General features: G+C 72.2%; 16 protein-coding genes. 4 read left to right on the top strand and 12 right to left on the bottom strand.

What is annotated here, in order from left to right; translation table 11 throughout:
- Positions 1–124: 124 nt before the first annotated feature.
- Positions 125–1042 (bottom strand): helix-turn-helix transcriptional regulator, encoded by a 918-nt coding sequence (locus RVR_RS31370; protein WP_202237277.1) that lies wholly within the window; start codon positions 1040–1042, stop codon positions 125–127.
- A 141-nt stretch (positions 1043–1183) separates the two neighbouring features.
- On the opposite strand from RVR_RS31370, the gene RVR_RS31365 reads away from it, so the two are divergent.
- Positions 1184–2137, top strand: a complete 954-nt coding sequence (locus RVR_RS31365) for an aldo/keto reductase (protein ID WP_202237276.1) — start codon at positions 1184–1186, stop codon at positions 2135–2137.
- A gap of 88 nt (positions 2138–2225) precedes the next feature.
- On the opposite strand, the gene RVR_RS31360 is transcribed toward RVR_RS31365, so the two are convergent.
- Positions 2226–2777: a hypothetical protein gene (locus RVR_RS31360; protein ID WP_202237275.1), complete on the bottom strand. Its 552-nt coding sequence runs from the start codon at positions 2775–2777 to the stop codon at positions 2226–2228.
- A 381-nt stretch (positions 2778–3158) separates the two neighbouring features.
- Here RVR_RS31360 and RVR_RS31355 point away from each other — a divergent pair, with 381 nt between their 5' ends.
- Together RVR_RS31355 and trxB are read left to right on the top strand one after the other, a co-directional pair.
- Positions 3159–3893: a GntR family transcriptional regulator gene (locus RVR_RS31355; RefSeq protein WP_202237274.1), complete on the top strand. Its 735-nt coding sequence runs from the start codon at positions 3159–3161 to the stop codon at positions 3891–3893.
- A gap of 119 nt (positions 3894–4012) precedes the next feature.
- The gene (trxB, locus tag RVR_RS31350) at positions 4013–5008 is read left to right on the top strand and encodes a thioredoxin-disulfide reductase (RefSeq protein ID WP_202237273.1); all 996 of its coding nucleotides are present in this window, start codon (positions 4013–4015) and stop codon (positions 5006–5008) included.
- 70 nt (positions 5009–5078) lie between these two features.
- Here the strand turns inward: trxB and RVR_RS31345 are convergent, their stop codons facing one another.
- Together RVR_RS31345 and RVR_RS31340 are read right to left on the bottom strand one after the other, a co-directional pair.
- Complete coding sequence (locus RVR_RS31345; protein WP_202237272.1) at positions 5079–6032, bottom strand: aldo/keto reductase; 954 nt, start codon at positions 6030–6032, stop codon at positions 5079–5081.
- A gap of 72 nt (positions 6033–6104) precedes the next feature.
- Positions 6105–7361, bottom strand: coding sequence for a gallate dioxygenase (locus tag RVR_RS31340; RefSeq protein WP_202237271.1), 1257 nt, complete (start codon positions 7359–7361; stop codon positions 6105–6107).
- A gap of 94 nt (positions 7362–7455) precedes the next feature.
- Between RVR_RS31340 and RVR_RS31335 the strand changes: the two genes are divergently transcribed.
- On the top strand, positions 7456–8397 hold the full coding sequence (locus RVR_RS31335) for a LysR substrate-binding domain-containing protein (protein WP_202237270.1): 942 nt from the start codon (positions 7456–7458) through the stop codon (positions 8395–8397).
- Positions 8398–8477: 80 nt separating this feature from the next.
- Here the strand turns inward: RVR_RS31335 and RVR_RS31330 are convergent, their stop codons facing one another.
- From RVR_RS31330 to RVR_RS31295, 8 genes are all read right to left on the bottom strand, one after another.
- Positions 8478–8900, bottom strand: a complete 423-nt coding sequence (locus tag RVR_RS31330; RefSeq protein WP_237405438.1) for a MarR family winged helix-turn-helix transcriptional regulator — start codon at positions 8898–8900, stop codon at positions 8478–8480.
- A 187-nt stretch (positions 8901–9087) separates the two neighbouring features.
- The gene (locus RVR_RS31325; RefSeq protein WP_202237268.1) at positions 9088–10314 is read right to left on the bottom strand and encodes a CaiB/BaiF CoA transferase family protein; all 1227 of its coding nucleotides are present in this window, start codon (positions 10312–10314) and stop codon (positions 9088–9090) included.
- Positions 10314–11546, bottom strand: coding sequence for a CaiB/BaiF CoA transferase family protein (locus RVR_RS31320; RefSeq protein WP_202237267.1), 1233 nt, complete (start codon positions 11544–11546; stop codon positions 10314–10316). The genes RVR_RS31325 and RVR_RS31320 overlap by 1 nt, the downstream gene beginning before the upstream one ends.
- A gap of 27 nt (positions 11547–11573) precedes the next feature.
- The gene (locus RVR_RS31315; RefSeq protein WP_202237266.1) at positions 11574–12383 is read right to left on the bottom strand and encodes an enoyl-CoA hydratase/isomerase family protein; all 810 of its coding nucleotides are present in this window, start codon (positions 12381–12383) and stop codon (positions 11574–11576) included.
- A 3-nt stretch (positions 12384–12386) separates the two neighbouring features.
- Entirely contained in the window at positions 12387–13607 is a 1221-nt protein-coding gene (locus tag RVR_RS31310) for an FAS1-like dehydratase domain-containing protein (protein ID WP_202237265.1), read from the bottom strand.
- Positions 13608–13700: 93 nt separating this feature from the next.
- Positions 13701–14711 carry an amidohydrolase family protein gene (locus RVR_RS31305; protein ID WP_202237264.1) on the bottom strand — a complete coding sequence of 337 codons (1011 nt, stop codon included), beginning with the start codon at positions 14709–14711 and terminating at the stop codon, positions 13701–13703.
- A complete protein-coding gene (locus RVR_RS31300) occupies positions 14708–15784 on the bottom strand; it encodes a 4-oxalomesaconate tautomerase (RefSeq protein ID WP_202237263.1) in 1077 nt (358 codons plus the stop codon). The genes RVR_RS31305 and RVR_RS31300 overlap by 4 nt, the downstream gene beginning before the upstream one ends.
- Entirely contained in the window at positions 15781–16497 is a 717-nt protein-coding gene (locus RVR_RS31295) for a 4-carboxy-4-hydroxy-2-oxoadipate aldolase/oxaloacetate decarboxylase (protein WP_202237262.1), read from the bottom strand. The genes RVR_RS31300 and RVR_RS31295 overlap by 4 nt, the downstream gene beginning before the upstream one ends.
- Positions 16498–16560 lie beyond the last annotated feature (63 nt).

Raw genomic sequence — 16560 nt, 5'->3', positions numbered from 1 at the left:
CGGCCTTGTGCCCGCTCCGGGGCACGTCGCCGACGACGGGACCCGGCGGCGCCGAGGACGCGCGCCGAGCGGAGGCCGATCCGCAGGGGCCGACCCGCGGAGGCCGATCCGCGGGGGCCGGAGGTCAGGGCCCGGGACGAGGGGCGTGCCGGGTGGGCTCGGCCGCCCGAGACGGCGTGGCCGCCCAGCTCGCGAGGAACCTGAGCCCTTCCTCGGACGCGGTGCCGGGTTCGGCGGTGTAGACGACCAGGTCGTGCACCGCCCGCTCCGACAGGTGCAGGTCGGCGGACTGGAAGACGAGTTCCAGCCGGCCGGCCTCGGGGTGCTGGAGCCGCTTGACGCCGTCGTGGCGCATCAGGACGTCGTGCGCGGCCCAGCGGCCGCGGAACTCGGGGCTGAGGGTGGACAGTTCGCCGACGAGTGCGCGCAGTGCCCGGTCGTGGGGCTCGCGCCCGACCTCGGCGCGCAGCAGTGCTGCGGTGGCGACGCCGGCGGCGTCCCAGTCGACGAAGAAGTCCCGCGCACCGGGATCGAGGAAGATGTAGCGGGCCATGTTCGGGCGGCCGCGCCCGTCGGCGGTGGGGCTGTCGAACATCGGGGCGAGCAGGGCCCTGGCCAGCGGGTTGCCGGCCACGATGTCGGTGCGGCCGTTGCGTACGAACGCCGAGGACATCGTCATGGAGTCGAGCAGCCACTGGACCCTGGGCGGGACCTCGACGTCCCTGCGCCGCGTGGGCGCGCGGCTGACGTGCCGGGACGACCGGGCCAGGTCGAACAGATGGGTGCGCTCGTCGTCGTCCAGCCGCAGGGCGCGGGCGACCGCGTCGAGGACGGCTTCGGAGACGCCTCCGATGTGCCCCTTCTCCAGCCGCGTGTACCACTCCGTGCTCACACCGGCGAGGACGGCGACCTCCTCGCGCCGCAGCCCGGCGACCCGGCGGCGGGTGCTGGTCGGCAGCCCGGCCTGCGCCGGGGTGATCCTGGCGCGCCGGCTGGTGAGGAAGTCCCGGATGTCGCCGCGGCTTCCGGGCTGCTGGTCCATGTCATCGAGGGTAACCGCTGGTCAGGGCCCGAGGGGGGCTGAGGTTATACCCCCCATAAACCCGGTCTTCTGCGGTGCCGGCGAGCGCGGTCTCCTGGGATCGGAGGTTCCGCCACGGAACCGGAACGACGGAGGTAGGACATGACGGGCAACACGCTGAGCGTGCCGGCGGTGGCGTTGGGCACGTGGGCCTGGGGAGACAGCGGGCAGCCGGGCGACGGCTACTTCGGAAGCCGGTTGAGCGAGTCCGGGCTGCGGGAGGTCGTGGAGAAGGCGCAGTCGAACGGGCTCACCCTGTGGGACACCGCCGTGGCGTACGGCATGGGCCACTCGGAGACGGTCCTCGCCAAGGCCCTGGCGGGGCGCGACCGCGGCGAGTACCAGTTGTCGACGAAGTTCACCCCGCAGCTCGCGGGCGACGGCGACGATCCGGTCGCGGACATGCTGGAGCAGAGCCTCGACCGGCTGGGCACGGACTACGTGGACGTGTTCTGGATCCACAACGCCGCCGACGTGGAGCGGTGGACACCGCCGCTGGTCCCGCTGCTGCGGAGCGGCAGGGTCAGGCACGTCGGCGTCTCGAACCACACCAGGGAGGAGATCGCCCTCGCCGACCGGATCCTCGGTGCGGCCGGCTTCCGCGTGGAGGCCGTCCAGAACCACTTCAGCCTCCTGTACCGGGGCTCCGAGCGCGCGGGCGTCCTCGACTACTGCCGCGAGCACGACGTGCGGTTCTTCTCCTACATGGTCCTCGAACAAGGTGCGCTGACCGGCAGGTACGACCCGGCCAACCCGTTGCCGGAGGGCAGCAGCCGGGCGGCGGTGTACAACGGGATCCTGCACCGGCTCAAGGCGCTGACGGACCGGATGGCGGCGATCGGCGAGGACCGGGGCGCGTCCGCCGCCGAGGTCGCCACCGCCTGGGCCGTCGCCAAGGGCACCACCCCGATCATCGGGGTCACGAAGGCGGCTCACGTCGACGGGTTGGTCCGCGCCCGCGGCATCGAGCTCGCCGACGCGGAGATCGCGGACCTTGAGGCGCTGGCGGATGACGCGGACGTCGACACGCGCGGCTGGTGGGAGCCGGAGATGTGACGGCGGTCATGGGCCCCCGGGAGGTCGGCCGTTTCACGCGCCACACGGTCCGCCGTGTCCGCGCTCCGACGCTGCCGCCCGCAGATTGTCAGCCGTCGGTGCGGGAGGAGGCCAGGGAGCGGGCGAAGTCGGCGAGCGTGCGGAAGTCGTTCTCCCGCAGGCCGACCCGCGGGTTGACGTGGTGCAGGAGCGCGGGCCCGCGGTGATGGGCGGCCACGTAGGCCCGGTCCGGCTCGCTCTGCTCGTCGTCGACCCAGGCGAAGGGGCGGCCGCCCGCACGGACCACCAGCGGGCCGGTCTTCCAGTGGACTCCGTCGGGGCGCTCCCGGAGCAGGACGTCCCCGAAGTCGACGAAGGGGAGTTCCGGGAGACCGACTACCGGGGCGATCCACCGGTTGGCCCGCTCCCCCCATGTGGTGGCCCAGCACAGCTCGAAGCCGAGCCCGAGCAGGAGTCGGCCGTGGTCGGGGTGGAGCCAGACCCGCAGGGTGCGCCGCCGGGACGAGAGGCTCCCACCCTCCTCACCGAGGTCGCCCCGGGGCACCCGGAGCGTGGTGTATCCGTCCGGACGCCTCTCCGGCTGTGCCGCGTAGGGGTTGAGCGGCCCGTCCACGTCGAGGAAGAGCAGCGGTCGGCTCACGGTCGCCCCCAGTCCGGCGCACCGTCGGCCGCCCCGAGCAGCCCAGCGCCGATGCCGCCACCGACCCGGCCCCGGCAATGGCGCGTCAGTTCCCGTGCCGCGGGGTCGTCCATGGCGAAGGGATGCCGATCCGGATCCACGTCCGCCCATGCCAGGGCACCGGCCCACAGTTCACCCATCGCCCCACTCTGCCCTGCGGGACCGGCTCGGCTCCACTTCTTTGCCGGTGGCGGGACCCGTGGCGGAACGGGGGGACGGTTCGCCGTCATCTGGGAAGGTCGTTGGAACACCAAAGAGGGTACAATCTCGTTCTACAATCGAAGGGAACGACTCTCCTGAACCCGCCGGGCCGGCGGGCCACCCCCCGGAGGACAGACGGAAGTGGACGCATCGATGACCTCCCCGGTCAGCTCCGCCCAGGACACCGGGCCCAGCGCCCGGCGCTCCCCCTCGCGCGACACCGCGAAGATCGAGACGGCCTACCGGCAGCTCAAGCACGACATCACCACCGGGGTCTACAGCCCCAACGAGCGTCTCGTCGAAGCTCCGCTGACCCGCGCGCTCGGCATCAGCCGCAACACGCTGCGCGCGGTGCTGGCCCGGCTGGAGTCCGACGGCCTGGTCGTCCTGGAGCCGAACCGGGGCGGGCGGGTGCCCTCCTTCAGCATCGAGGACGCCCGCGACATCCTGCGGGTCCGCGAGGTCCTGGAAGGTCTCGTCGCCGGCCTCGCGGCCGAGCGGGCCACCCCCGAGCAGCGCGAGCGGCTGCGGGAGGTGATCGAGGGGACCGAGCAGGCGCTGAAGGAGGACGACCTGATGCGGTACACCTCCCTCAACCGCGAGTTCCACTCGCTCATCACCGCGGCCGCCGGCAGCCCGCAGACCGCCACGATGCTCGACTCCCTGCTCTTCCCGCTGGTGAAGTTCCAGTTCCAGGCGGTGATGGTGCCCGGCCGCAAGGCCGACTCGCTGGAGGAGCACCGCGCGGTCCTGCACGCCGTCGAGGCGGGCGACACCGCCGAGGCCGAACGCGTCGCCCGCACCCACATCCGGCAGGTGCGCGCCACCCTCGACCGCTTCGGTCCCGACCCGGACCACCACACGCCGGGCCGCTGAGGACCCTCGGCCCGCGGCCTTCGCCGGACCCCACCGGGTGCCTGCCGGTCAGCAGTCCCGATCAGAAATCCCCGGCGGGCGCCATCCGGGCCGTCCCGTCATGAACATGAGGAGCCGCGTTGAGCACGCACCGTGATGTCATAGTCGTCGGAGGCGGCCCCGCCGGGTACACGGCGGGGCTCTACACCGCGCGGGCGGACCTGCGCCCGCTGGTGTTCGAGGGGTTCCAGTACGGCGGGGCGCTGATGAACACCACCGAGGTGGAGAACTTCCCCGGCTTCCCCGAGGGCATCCAGGGCCCGGACCTGATGAACGCCGTACGGGCCCAGGCCGAGCGGTTCGGCGCCGAACTGGACCCGGACGACGTGGTCGGGCTCGACCTGACCGGCCCGGTCAAGACCGTGCGGACCGCGGACCGCGCCTACACCGCCGACACCGTGATCCTGGCGATGGGCTCGGCCTACCGCAAGCTCGGCCTCGCCCGGGAGGACGAGCTCTCCGGCCGCGGCGTCTCCTGGTGCGCCACCTGCGACGGGTTCTTCTTCAAGGGCCGTGACATCGCGGTCGTCGGCGGCGGCGACACCGCGATGGAGGAGGCCACCTTCCTCACCCGCTTCGCGGACAGCGTCACCGTGGTCCACCGCAGGAACGACCTGCGGGCGAGCCGGATCATGGTCGAACGCGCCCGCGCCAACCCGAAGATCCGGTGGGCGCTCAACTCGCAGGTGGTCGACATCACCGGCGAGGGCTCCGTCGACGGGGTGGTCCTGCGGGACTCCACCACCGGGCACGAGCGGCGCCTGGACGTCGGCGGCCTCTTCATCGCCATCGGCCACGAGCCCCGCAGCGCGCTGGTGAAGGGGCAGGTCACGCTCGACGACGAGGGGTACGTGATGACCACCACGGGCACCCGGACCAACCTGGAGGGCGTCTTCGCCGCCGGCGACCTCGTCGACCACACCTACCGGCAGGCGATCACCGCCGCGGGCAGCGGCTGCCAGGCGGCGCTGGACGCCGAGCGCCACCTCGCCGCGCTGGCCGACCGCCCCGCACCGGACGCCGCCCCGGGCTCCGCGCCCGCCGACCACCCGGCACCGGACTCCGCGCTGGCCTGACGCCCCCGAACGACCGCGGCGGACCGCGGCCGCCCCTGACGGGTGGCCGCGGTCCGCCGCGGTCGTGGCCCTACGCCGGAGAACCGACAGGACTCAGGATGCGCGCCACCGCGCCCCGCTCCTCCTCGGTCAGCTCCCACTGCGTGGAGGCCACGTTGGAGGCGACTTGCGCCGGCGAGCTGACCCCCGCGATCACCGACGGGATCGCCGGGTGCGCGAGCAGCCAGGCGAACGCCAGCTCCAGGATCGTGTGCCCGCGCTCCTGTGCGAACGCGGTGAGGTCGGCGACGAGCTGGAAGTTCCGGTCGGAGAGCAGCGCGGCACGCGTCCTGGCGTCCTTGCCGCCGATCCGGCTCCCGGCCGGGACCTGCTCGCCGGCGCGGTAACGCCCGGTCAGCAGGCCGTTGAACAGCGGCTGGTACGGCAGGAAGGCCATGCCGGCGCGCTCGCACTCGGCGAGCGTCGCGGACTCCGCCGTACGGTCCAGCATGCTCAGGGCGTCCTGCGTGGACACGAAGCCGGGGACGTCGGCCGCCGTCGCCGCCGCCCGTGCCTCCCGCAGCTCCCCCACCGAGAAGTTCGAGGCGCCGATCTCCCGGACCTTGCCCTCGGCGCGCAGCTCGGCGAGGGCGCCGAGGGTCTCCGCGATGGGCGTGTCCGGGTCGGGGATGTGCACCTGGAGCAGGTCGATGTGGTCCGTCCGCAGCCGGCGCAGCGACGCCTCGGTGGCGGAGCGCACGTACGCCGCGCTCGCACCGCCCGGCCGCGCGTCGTCGAGGAAGCGGCCGAACTTCGTCGCCAGCACGATCTCGTCGCGGCGCGCGCCGAGCACCTCGCCGAGGACCGTCTCGCTGGCGGTCTTCGGATCACCGTACCGGTCCGCGGTGTCGAAGAAGGTGACACCGGCGTCGAGCGCCGCGTGCACCACCTGCCGGGTCCGGTCGACGTCGAGCTGGCGGCCGAAGTTGTTGCAGCCGACGCCGACGACGGTGACCTCGAGTGCACCGATCTTCCGCTTGCGCAAAGCGCCTCTCCTCTTGCGTGGGAGCGAATGGGGTGGTTCCGGGCGGGGAGGACGGGAGGGGCGGGGAAGCCCTCACTCGCCGCTCACGGAGTAGAGCATCTTCGTGTTCCGTGTCTCCAGGAACTGCTCCAGGCTCTCCCCCCGCATCGCCGCGTAGATGTCCGGGTTGGAGATCCCGACCACGGCGCCGAGCTTCTCCAGCATGAAGAAGATGACGCCGTAGTGGATCAGCCCGCTCCAGTCCCGGCGGCGGACCAGGTCGCGTTCCTCCTCGGTCAGCCCGGCCTCGTCGAAGGACGCCTCCGGCTCCGCGAGGAACCGCTCGCGGTGCCCCCGGTCCACCATGCCGTGCAGGAACTTGTTGAGCCGGTACGCCTTCACGCCGGTGGCGATGTCGTACGGGTAGGTGCCCCGCAACCGCTCGATCCCGGTCAACTGCTCGGCCATCCGGGCCCGGTGGCGCTCGGTGGCGGCCGTCGGCAGTTCGGCGTCCGCGTTCTCCAGGACGAGGGTGGCGATGCCGGTCATCGAGGGCAGGTCGTAGGAGCTGTGCACCCTGCGCACGTTCGAGGCGAGCGCGCCGCGCATCACCAGCCACATGATGACCTCGGCGCCCTCCAGCCCTCCCAGCGTGGCGTACTCGGCGTGCGTCATCTCGGCGAGCGCCTCGGGCTCGTTGGTGATGGCGTCGAGGAACCGGTGGTCCCACTCCGGGTTGTTGAAGCCCGCGCGCTCGCCGTGGACCTGGTGGGAGAGCCCGCCGGTCGAGATCACCGCGACGGAGATGTCCTGCGGGTAGCTGGCGATTGCGCGCCGGATCGCCTGGCCGAGCTTGTAGCAGCGCGCCGCGGTGGGGATCGGGAACTGGAGGACGCCGATCTGGAGGGGCACCACCGGGACCGGCCACGCGCCCTCGGTGCGGTCGAAGAGCACCGACATCGGCGAGAAGAACCCGTGGTCCAGGGGCTTGTCCTGGAAGTAGGCCATGTCGAACTCGTCGGTCACCAGGCTCGTGGCCATGTGCTGGGCGAGGGCCGTGTCGCCCGGGACCGGCGGCATCCGGCGGGCGCCGCCGCCTTCGTCGGCCACCGCGTACTCGGGGCCGACCCCCAGCGTGAACGCCGAGTAGTGGTCGAAGAAGAACGAGGTCATGTGGTCGTTGAAGACGTAGACGACCGCGTCCGGCTTCTTCTCCGCGAGCCATTCCCGCACCGGGGCGAAGGCGTCCAGGATCTGGCTCCCGGAACCGCCGTCCTTGCTGCTCTGGTCGTAGGCGAAGCCGATGGTCGGGGTGTGCGACGTCGCGACGCCGCCGATGATGCGAGCCAAGACGGTCTCCTCAGCTTGGTGTGCCGATCGAGCCTATAGTTGAACGAAGGTGAGGTAAATTGACGAAATGAGCCTTCTTGCATAACTTCACGTTATGCACGATCCCTACGAGACCGCCCCGCTCTCGCCGACGGCACTGTCCCGGATGCGGCTGCGGCACCTGACGTGCTTCGTCGCCATCGCCGAGGAGCGCACGCTCGCGGGCGCGGCGGCACGGCTGGGCCTCAGCCAGCCGGCCGTGTCCAAGACCCTCGCCGAACTCGAACTCATCGCCGGCCGGCGGCTGGTCGACCGCGGGCGCTCCGGCGCGTCCCCGACCGAGGCCGGGACGCGCTTCCTGCGGCATGCCCTGGAGGTCACCCAGGCCATGGAGTCGGCGTCCCAGGCGCTGGTCCGCGAGACCGCGCCGGGCCGGGCGCCGCTGCGGATCGGCGCCCTGCCCACGGTCGCCGGCGGGGTGCTTCCCCGGGCGATCGTGCGGCTGCACCGCGACCGGCCGCACGCCTGGGTCCAGGTGGTGTCCGCGGCGAACCCGGAGCTGGTGGCGGCGCTGACCACCGGCCGGATCGAGTTCGCGATCGGCCGCACGGCCGAGCCGAGCACCATGCGCGGGATCTCCTTCGAGCACCTCTACACCGAGTCGCTCGCCGTCGTCGCCCGCCCCGGCCACCCTCTCGCCGCCGGCGGGCCCGTCGGGCCGTCCGCGCTGCTGAACCACCCGCTGGTCATCCCCGAACACGGCACCGCCCCGCGGTTGCAGGCCGACGCCTTCCTCCAGTCGGTCGGCCTCGACGCCTCGACCCGCTGCACCGAGACGCAGTCGCTCGCCCTGGCCCGCGCGCTGACGCTGCTGTCCGACGCGGTCTGGATCACCTCCCGGCACGCGGCCCAACTCGACGTGGACCGCGGCTTCCTGGTCCCGCTCGACGTGACGGTGCCGCACAGCGCCGAGCCGGTCGGGGTCCTGCGCCGCAGCCGCGCGCGACTGAGCGACCTGGCCGAGGAGGTCGTCGACCTGCTCCGGACGACGGCGTGACGGGCGACCGCGTGACGGGCGACGGCGTGACGGACGCGCCGTGCCGGAGGTCGCCTTGACGGACGTCGCCGAGACGGATGTCAGCGCAGCGCGTCGACCAGGGACTCCAGCACCGGCAGCACCTCGCGCAGCGCCGCCTGCTGGGCGCCGGTGAGGCCGGCGACACCGGACAGCAGCAGTTGGGTGCGCTGCTCCATGACCCGCCGGTGCAGCCGGCGCCCGGCCTCGGTCGGCTCGAAGTAGGCCGAGCGCAGGTCGCCCGGGTCCTTCTCCCGCCGGACCAGCTCCTGTTGGGAGAGCCGCTTGATGGCCCGGGACAGCACGGAGGAGTGCAACTGCTCCAGCTTGATGAGCTCGCCGATGCCGATCGGGGCGTGCATGACGATCGATCCGAGGACCGACTCCTCGGTCGAGGTCAGGCCCACCCCGAAGCCGTCGGCCTTCAGGATGCGGGTCAGCTGCGCACTCGCACGCCGCAGGCGCGCCGCGTCCTCCACGTCCATCAGACTCACGCGACGATGATGGCACAGCGGCGGCACGGCGTCGCCGCCGCGCGGGGGATGCCGGCGGCCATCCGTACCAGCCGACACCGCATCGCTCCTCCGGCTCCGTGAGCCCCTCGCATGTGGGTCCGCCCGGCGGTTCCGGCGGCCTCCTAGGCCCTGTCCGGCGGATCCTGCCGGACAGGCCCTAGTAGACGACCTTCTCCTCGACCAGCCGGGCGATCTCGTCGTCCGGCAGGCCCAGCATCTCGCGCAGGACGTAGTCGTTGTGCTCGCCGAGCAGGGGCGCGTAGCGGTCGATCTTCGGCGGCGTCGCCGACATCTGCCACGGCGGGCTGATCGCCTGCCGCTCCCCGAGGACCGGGTGCTCGACGGAGGTGATGCTGCCGCGCTCGCGCAGGTGCTCGTTGTCGAACAGCCGCTCGGCGTCGAAGGACGGCACGGCCGCCACGCCGTGCTTCTGCAACCGGTGCATGACCTCCTCGGCGGGGATCGCCGAGGTCCACTCCTGCACCAGCGCGTCCAGCCGCTCCTGGTGGCGCCACCGCTCGTACGCGCCGCTGAAGTCGGCGTCACCGGTCCAGGCGGGCCGGCCCATCGCGTCGCACAGGCCCTCCCACTCGGCCTCGGTGCCCACCGCGATGCTGATCCACTGGTCGTCGCCGGCGCAGCGGTAGCAGTTGTGCGGGGCCATGATGGCGTCGCGGTTGCCGTCGCGCGACGGCGAGCGGCCGTTCATGAGGTAGTCCATCGTGACGTCGCCGATCAGGCACGACAGTGCCTCGCCCGAGGCCATGTCGATGTACTGCCCCTGCCCGGTGCGCCGGCGGATGGCCAGGGCCATGAGCACCGCGAACGCCGCCGCGGTGCCGGACCGGGCGTCCATCGCGCTGGTGCCGGTGTTGGGCTCGCCGTCGGCGTACCCCATCATATGCGCCAGCCCGCCGAAGGACGCGAAGCAGGGGGCGTAGGCGGTGTACTCGCGCAGCGGCCCGGTCTGCCCCCAGCCCGAGATGGACACCATCACGATGTCCTCTCTGACCTTGGCGAGGTCCGCGTAGCCCAGGCCGAGGCGGTCCATCACCCCGGGGCGCATGTTCTCCACGACGATGTCGCTCTGCGCGACGATGCGCCGGGCCAGCGCCGCCCCCTCGGGGGTGCTCAGGTTGAGCGTGACGCTGCGCTTGTTGAGGTTGATCTCGAAGAAGTTCGACGACGCGTCGACGTTGTCCGAGACGCCGGCCCGGTGGACGATGCGCTGCTCGTCGATGCGCCGGCGGCTCTCGATCTTGATGACCTCGGCGCCCATGTAGCCCAGCAGCATGGTCGCGTAGGGCCCGGCCAGCACCCAGCCGAAGTCCGCGACGCGCACGCCTTCGAGGGCGCCCGGCTTGATGATGTCGGTGATGTCCATCAGATGACTCCGGCTTCGGTGAGCTTGACCAGTTCCTGCGGCGTGAGGCCCAGCTCGTCGCCGAGGACCGCCGCGTTGTGCTGGCCGAGCAGCGGGGCGGGCCGCTGCGGCTTCCACGCGACGTTGGAGAACTGGAAGGGGCGTCCCGGGTAGCGCAGCGTGCCCGCCACCGGGTGGTCCACCTCGTGCAGGAAGCCGCGGTCCTCGATCTGCGGCGAGTTCACGAAGCTCTCGGCCGGGTTGACCGGGGCGCACGCGCTGCGCTGGCCCTGCACCATGTGGAAGATCTCGTCGGCGGTGTGGTCGTCCGCCCACCGCTGGAGCCGTTCGCGCAGTTCGGGGTAGTTCTCCGAGCGGCCGGCCTGGGTGTTGAAGGGGGGCTCGGCGCCCCAGGTCGGCCGACCCATCGCCTCGAACAGGCCGCGCCACTGGATCTCCGAGGACAGGATGATCACGACGTACTGGCCGTCCTTGCCCTTGACCAGGGTCTCCAGCAGCCGGCCCATGCCGGTGCGGTTCGGGCTGGCGCCGTCGTCGACGTAGCGGCGGAGCTGCGACTTCTCCAGGTGCATCAGGGCGTGCTGCTTGGAGACGTCGATGTGCTGCCCGCTCCCGCCGGCGTCGCGCCACAGCAGGGCGCCGAGGGTGGCGATGGCCGCGGTCAGCCCGGCGTCGCACTCGCCGATGAAGGAGGCGCCCTTGACCGGCTCGCGGGAGCGGTCGGCGGAGTTCATCGGCAGCAGGTAGCCCTGGCCGCTGGAGTGGAAGGTGTTGAGCGGGTACGCCTTGTAGTCGCGGTACGGACCGGTCTGCCCGAACGGGGTGATGGAGGTGACGATCAGGTCCGGGTTGATCTCCCGCAGCGACGCGTAGTCCAGGCCGAGCCGCTCGTTCTCGGCCGGCGACCGGTCCTCGATGAGGATGTCCGCGTCGGCGAGCAGCCGGCGGAACAGCTCGCGCCCCTCGGCCCGTTCGAGGTCGATCGTCACCCCGCGCTTGTTGAGGTTGAGGTAGAGGAACGTCCCGGAGGTCTCGGGGCCGGGCCGGTCGTCGAGGAACGGCTCGCGCCGGCGGGCCTCGTCGCCGCGCGGCGGTTCGACCTTCACCACCTCGGCACCGAAGTCGGCGAACAGTTTGGCGCAGTAGGGTCCGGCGACGAGGCTCGACGCGTCGATGACCCTCAGCTGTTTCAGCGGGGGCGCTGCCGCCGCGTCGGTGGGGAGGTCGGTCACAGGGGTCTCCATCGGTCGAAGAGCGGTTCAGGCGGTGTTCGTCTTGCGGGCCTGGCGCGCGTCGAGGAACTCCCGGACCGACTGCTGGTGGTCCGGGCTCATGTAGCAGAACGCCTGGGCCTGGCCGCTGAGCGTGTGGATCTCCTCGATGCTCAGCTCGAGACTGCGGTTGAGGATGTCCTTGCCGAGCGCTTGCGCCATGGCCGGGTGCGTGGCCAGCCCGCGCAGGTAGCCGACGGCGGTGGCGCGCAGGTCGCCGGCCGGGACCACCCGGTCGGCCAGGCCGATGCGCAGCGCCTCGTCGGCCGGCACGGAACGGCCCGAGAAGACCAGGTCCTTCGCGGTGGACAGGCCGACCCGGCGCGGGAGGTGGAACATCCCGCCCCCGTCGGAGACCAGCCCGCGCTTGACGAAGGACGAGGCGACCGACGCGGTGTCGGCCAGGAACAGGAAGTCGCAGGTGAGTGCGAGGTCCAGGCCGAGTCCCAGGGCCGGGCCGTTGACGGCGGCGACGGTGGGGCGGTCCAACTGGAACAGCCGGGTCAGCGTGTCGTGCAGCTCGCGCTGCCGGCGCCAGCCGACCTCGCCCACCCGGGGGCCGAGGTCCATCCGCTCCTGCATGCCGCGGATGTCGCCGCCGGCGCAGAACGCGCTGCCCGACCCGGTCAGCACCAGGCCGCGGATCGAGGTGTCCTCGGTCACCCGGTCCACCGCGTCGCGCAGTTCGGTGCGCATCGCCGCGTCGATGGCGTTGCGCGCCCGGGGCCGGTCGAGCGTGAGGACGGCGATGCGGTCCTCGACCGCGAGGTCGAGGGTGGTGTAGTCCGTCGGGGCCATCGCTCACTCGGCCTTCGAGACGAGCTGCACGGTGACGGTGGACTTGGTGTGCAGCACGCCGTCCTGGTTCTCGGCCCACACGTTCAGGTCGACCAGGTGCAGGCCGTCCTGGACGTACTTGCGGCCGACCCGGCCCTTGACCCACGTGGCGTCGCCGAGGAAGTTCATCCGGCGGTCCTGGGAGTCCATGGTGCGCACGAAGCCGTCGTCGCCCATCCAGTCGGTCACCAGGTGGACGAGCATCATCTCGTTGTGGATGCCGCCGACGTTCGCGTACGGGGCGCCGAACAACTGGGCGGCGTGGTCGTCGTAGTGCCAGTCGCGGCGGAAGCGGTGCTCGCCGGTCTCCGGGTCCACCGGGTGGTGCTGGAGGTGGCCCCGCATCGCGGCCCACTTGATCGCGAAGGCGTAGGTGTAGGTGCTCACCACGGTGCGGGCGCACGCGTCGCAGACGTCGTACACGCCCTTGACGACCGGGCGGATCTCCTCGCCCTCGACGACGTCCTCCCAGTAGCGGGTCTGCGCGCCGCGGCGGTGCTCGCCCGCGAGCTGCGCGTCGAACTCCTCGTGGATGTGGTCGAGTTGCTGCTGGCTCAGCGGCTCGCGCACCTTGTCGGCGTACAGCCCGCCCTCGCGCTTCTTCTTGCGGCGGCTGGGCGGGGTGGCCATGTAGATGTTGCGGCCGGTGGCGATCGCGATCGTCTCGTCGCGCTGGTTGACGAAGTAGCGGGGCACGCTCTCGATGAACATGCGGTAGGGCTTGCCGGGTGCTTCCTTCTCCTCGAAGCCCAGGTACTTGTCGTGGATGTGGAACTCGTCGCCGGGCCGGAACGGCTTGAGGTAGTCGTGCCGGTTGCCGGCGGCCAGGCGGTGCACGCCGGGGACGCGCAGCCGGCCGCCGAAGGAGGAGCCGAAGGAGATGCAGGACTCGAACAGGGGCGGCGCGGTGATCCCGCCCCACCGGGTGCCGGCGGCGTACGAGGGGTCGCGCCAGATCGGGTTGGGGTCGCCGATCGCGTCGGCGAAGTGCCGGATCAGGTCCTCGGTGACGAGCTTGTTGTTGATGCCGCGCTCGTACTCGTTGTCCATGATCACGTGCGGCGGCGGTGGCACCTTGACCACACCGCGCTCGTCGTTGAACCGGGCGATGCGCTCGTCGAGACGCTTGTTCCACTCGTCATCGCCGAGGTTCTCCCAGTCGTCGTCGGACAGGTCGTGGGACATGGGCGGTTCCGGTCCTCTCACACAGCACTGACTACATTATTGTCATACTAAAATAGTGAACGATTCACGTCCAGGGCGTGGACGGGAGCCCGCTCACGCCCCCGCGGGCACGGGCAACCGGGGGTACACGCGCCGGGCGTTGAGCTCGAAGACCTGCCGGCGGTCCGGCCCGGACAGGTCGAGCGCCTCGACGTAGCGCCGGGTGTCGTCGAAGAAGAAGCCGGTCCGCGGGTCGACGCCGCGCACCGCGCCCACCATCTCCGAGCCGAACAGGATGTTGTCGGTGCCGATCACCTTGAACAGCAGGTCGATCCCGGGCTGGTGGTAGACGCAGGTGTCGAAGAAGACGTTCGGCAGGACGGCCTCCTCGACGGCCGGCCGCCCCAGCATGTCGGCCAGCCCCCGGAACCTCCCCCAGTGGTACGGCACCGCCCCGCCGCCGTGCGGGATCACGAACCGCAGCGTCGGGAAGTCGCGGAACAGGTCGGACTGGACGAACTGCATGAAGGCCGTGGTGTCGGCGTTGAGGTAGTGCGATCCCGTGGCGTGGAAGTTCGGGTTCGTCACCGCCGAGACGTGCACCATGGCCGGCACGTCCAACTCGGCCATCGCCTCGTACAGCGGGTACCACGACCGGTCGGTGAGCGGGGCGGAGTCCCACCGGCCGCCGCTGGGGTCCGGGTTCAGGTTGCAGCCGACGAAGCCGAGTTCGGTGACCGCGCGCCGCAGCTCCGGCACCGAGCGCGCGATGGGGACCCCCGGCGACTGCGGCAGTTGGCACACGCCCGCGAACGCGTCGGGGTACAGGCCCACCACCCGGGCGATCAGGTCGTTGCACGCCCGGGTCCAGCGCAGGCTGACCGACTCGTCCCCGACGTGGTGGCCCATCGCCGAGGCGCGCGGCGAGAAGATCGTCAGGTCGATGCCCCGCTCGGCCATGAGCGCGAGCTGGCTGCCGAGCAGCGACTCCCTGATCTCGGCGTCGGTGATCTCGGGGTACGGCGGCGGGACGACACCGGCCTCGTGGGCCCGGCACTGCTCCGCGCGCCACCGGGTGTGCGCCTCCGGCGCGGTCGTGTAGTGGCCGTGGCAGTCGATGATCATCGCGGGAAGACCGTCCCTTCCGAGAGCTTGCGCGCGGTGCGCACGACGCCGGCGCGTGTCACGCGCGGCCGGGCGCCGGTCAGGTCCAGGGCGACGTCCACGAGGATGTGCCCGGTCGGGTGCTCGATGTCGACCTGGCCCGAGCCGGCCGGCCACCCGCGGGCGATCTCGTGGCCGACCGCACCGGGGACGCGCAGCGCCGTCACCGCGCTGATCGCCGCCAGCACGCCGATGGAGGTGTGCGGCCGGCGCGGGATGAACGAGCGCGCGCGGACGTGGCCGCCGTCGGCCGGCGGGCCGACCAGCACCGTCTTCGGCACCGGGGAGGCGGCGACGTCCCGCAGGCCCATCAGCGTCCCGGCCTCGGTGCGCAGCGCGTCGACCGCGTCCAGCAGCCCGGTGTCGGCGGCGAGTTCCTCGGCGCTCTCGGCGCCGGTCAGGCCGAACGACTCCGCCGCGGCCACGACCACCGGCATCCCGTTGTCGACGCAGGTGACCTCGATGCCCGCGACCACGTCACGGACGTTGCCGGTGGGCAGCAGGCCGCCGGTCAGCGAGCCCTCGGTGCCGGCGAAGGAGAGCACGACCGGCGCCGCGGTGCCCGGGACGCCGGAGATGGCGACGTCCCCGCGGTACTCCACGCGCCCGTCCGGCGTCGGGAAGGTCGCGACCGCGACGCTGCCGGAGTTGGCCATCCTGATCCGCACCGAGGTCTCGCCGTCGGCGGCGGCCACCAGGCCCCGCTCGACCGCGAACTGCCCGACGCCGGCCAGGATGTTGCCGCAGTTCTGCCGGTCGCTGACGGAGGCGTGCTCGACGCCGAGCTGGAGGAAGAGGTAGTCGACGTCGGCGTCCGGCGCGTCGGACCGGCCGACGACCGCCACCTTGCTGGTCAGCGACGTCGCGCCGCCCAGGCCGTCGATCTGCCGCGGGTCCGGGGTGCCCATCAGCCGCAGCAGCAGGTCGTCGCGCGCGGCCGGGTCGGCGGGCAGGTCGGCCGCCTCGAAGTACAGGCCGCGCGACGTGCCGCCCCGCATGATCACGCAGGGCACGCCGGCGTCGTCGTAGCTCATGCGCCGCTCCCGCCCTGCTCCGCGGCGTAGGTCGCGTAGGGCACGTACTGGATGCCGAAGTCGGGCAGCCGCTGCCGCATGCCGTAGACGTCGAGGCCGACCGCGCCGCCGACGAACGCCGAGCGGGTCGCGGCCTCCTTGTCCTCCCGGGCCTGCGACAGCCCGACCACCTCGGCCGCGCGCCGCCGCTCGACGACCACGGCGCCGTCGTCGTCCGCGACCACCACGTCTCCGGGGTGGACGAGTTGGCCGCCGAGCACGACGGGGACGTTCACCGCGCCCGCGGTCGCCTTCACCGATCCCTGCGCACTGACCGCCGTGGACCAGACCGGGAAGCCCATCTCCCGCAGGTCGGCGACGTCGCGCACCCCGCAGGACAGCACCGCGCCGCGCACGCCCCGGCTTGCCAGCGACGTGGCGAACAGCTCGCCGAACAGGCCGTCGCTGCTCGGGGAGTTGGTGGCGACCACCAGGATGTCCCCGGGGCGGCACTGCTCGACGGCGACGTGCACCATCAGGTTGTCGCCGGGCCAGCACAGCACGGTCACCGCGGTGCCGGCCACCCGCGCCCCGGGCCACGCCGGCCGGTACTCCGGCCCGAGGTAGCCGGTGCGCCCCTGGGCCTCGTGCACGGTGGCCACGCCGAAGCGGGCCAGCGCGTCCGCGTCCTCCTGGGCCGCCCTGGGCGGGTCGGTCACAACCACTGTTCGCACGAGCAACCTCCGTCGTCGACCGGGCCGCACGACCTGCGGCGGGCCCCGGCGAGCGCTTTGATC

This window comes from Streptomyces sp. SN-593 (assembly GCF_016756395.1).
Classification (GTDB): domain Bacteria; phylum Actinomycetota; class Actinomycetes; order Streptomycetales; family Streptomycetaceae; genus Actinacidiphila; species Actinacidiphila reveromycinica.
This window is presented reverse-complemented; position numbering and strand designations above follow the sequence as displayed.